The organism is Trebonia sp., from assembly GCF_049794275.1.
GTDB lineage: Bacteria > Actinomycetota > Actinomycetes > Streptosporangiales > Streptosporangiaceae > Trebonia.
Genome location: NZ_JBARCR010000817.1, coordinates 1 through 1,536, shown reverse-complemented (window position 1 = coordinate 1,536; position 1,536 = coordinate 1). Strand labels below are relative to the sequence as shown.

2 protein-coding genes are annotated in these 1,536 nt (G+C 72.4%); both read left to right on the top strand.

Going from position 1 to position 1,536, the window contains the following annotated elements:
* A partial coding sequence (locus tag WA805_RS21370) for a response regulator transcription factor (protein ID WP_425243211.1) occupies nt 1-517 on the top strand: 517 nt, incomplete at its 5' end.
* 93 nt (nt 518-610) lie between these two features.
* On the top strand, nt 611-1,536 hold a 926-nt coding region (locus WA805_RS21365), incomplete at its 3' end, for a DUF1254 domain-containing protein (RefSeq protein WP_425243209.1).

Sequence of the window (1,536 nt, the reverse complement as noted above, 5' to 3'; positions counted from 1 at the left end):
CCTCGAAGCGGCGCGGCACTGCGCGGCCGACGGCGAGCTGACGCTCAGGGACCGCATCACGGCGCTGGTCGCCGCCACCCTGGCCAGCCGCCGCCTCGGCGATGACCGCGAGGCGGCTAGGTTGCTGGAGGAGGCGCTGGGGCTCGCCGAGCCACACCGCGCGTACCGGCCGTTCCTCGACATGGGCGGGGATGTGCACTCGGCGATCGCCATCCTGGTCCCGCCCGCCAGCCCGGCCGCCGGGTTCGCCGCACGGGTCCGTGAGCACCTCATCTCCCGGCCGCTCGCCAAGCCGCCTGACGCCGCGTCCGGCGGCCGCGATACGCCGACCCTCACCGCGAGCGAGCTGTCCGTGCTGCGCCTGCTGCGCTCGCACTTGACCAACCAGGAGATCGCCGACGCCCTCTACCTGTCGGTCAATACGGTCAAGACGCACCTGCGTGCGGTGTACCACAAGCTCGGCGTGTCCTCGCGCCGCGAGGCCGTCGATCGCGGTCGCCGCCTGCGCATGCTGTGACCGACCGCGACCGTTCACCCGGGTGACGGCGGCGGTTCACCCGCGATGGGTGATGAGCTCGCCCCGCGAACAGGCAGATGCTTAGAGACGACGATGAGTGAGGACCTGACAGCGCTCGCCGCCGACGCCTACGTGTACGGCTTCCCGCTGGTCACCAACCTCCGGGAGGTTAAGAAGTTCACCCGCGACGGCTTGGGCAGCCTGCCGCCCGCCCCGTTCAACAGCTTCAGCCACGCGACCGCCCTGGCCGGTCCCGCCGAACGGTTCGTCTCCGTCAACAACGACACCGTCTACTCGATCGCGCAGGCCGACCTGAGCGGCGGCCCGCTGCTCCTGTCGGTGCCGGACACGGCCGGGCGGTACTACGTGCTCCAGTTCGTCGACGCGTGGACCAACAACTTCGCGTACGTCGGCCGCCGTGCGACCGGCACAGCGGCCGGATCGTTCCTGCTGACCCCGCCGCACTGGAAAGGCAGTGGCCCCGCCGGGACCAGCGTCATCGAGTTCCCGACCACCGTGGGGTCGATCGTCGGCCGCTGGGCCTGCCAGAGCCCGGACGAGTTGCCCGCCGTCCGGGCGCTCCAGGCCGGGCTGACCCTGGCGCCGCACGGTGCCGGGGCAGCACCGCGCGGCATCCCCGCGCCCGCCCCAGAAGTGCCCGATGGCCTGGACTTCTACGAACGGCTGCGGAGCTGGGCGCGGACGTTCCCGCCCTCGGACGCCGACCTGGCGTACCAGCGACGGTTCGCCCCGCTCGGCCTGCACGCGCCCGAATCGCCGTACCGGCACTGCCCGCTAGGCCTGGCCGCCGCGCTGACCGCGGGCGCCGGGCAGGGCAGGCAGACCATGGAGGAGTCGCTGCGAGCGGACGACCTCTCCCCGGTGGTCAATGGCTGGACGCTCGGCTTCCACGGGTTCGACTACAACCTCGACCATCTCGGCCCTGGCACGATCGACGACCCGGCGTGGAAGATGCCCGACCGCACGGCCAGCTACCTGGCGCGGGCGCTGGCCGCGCG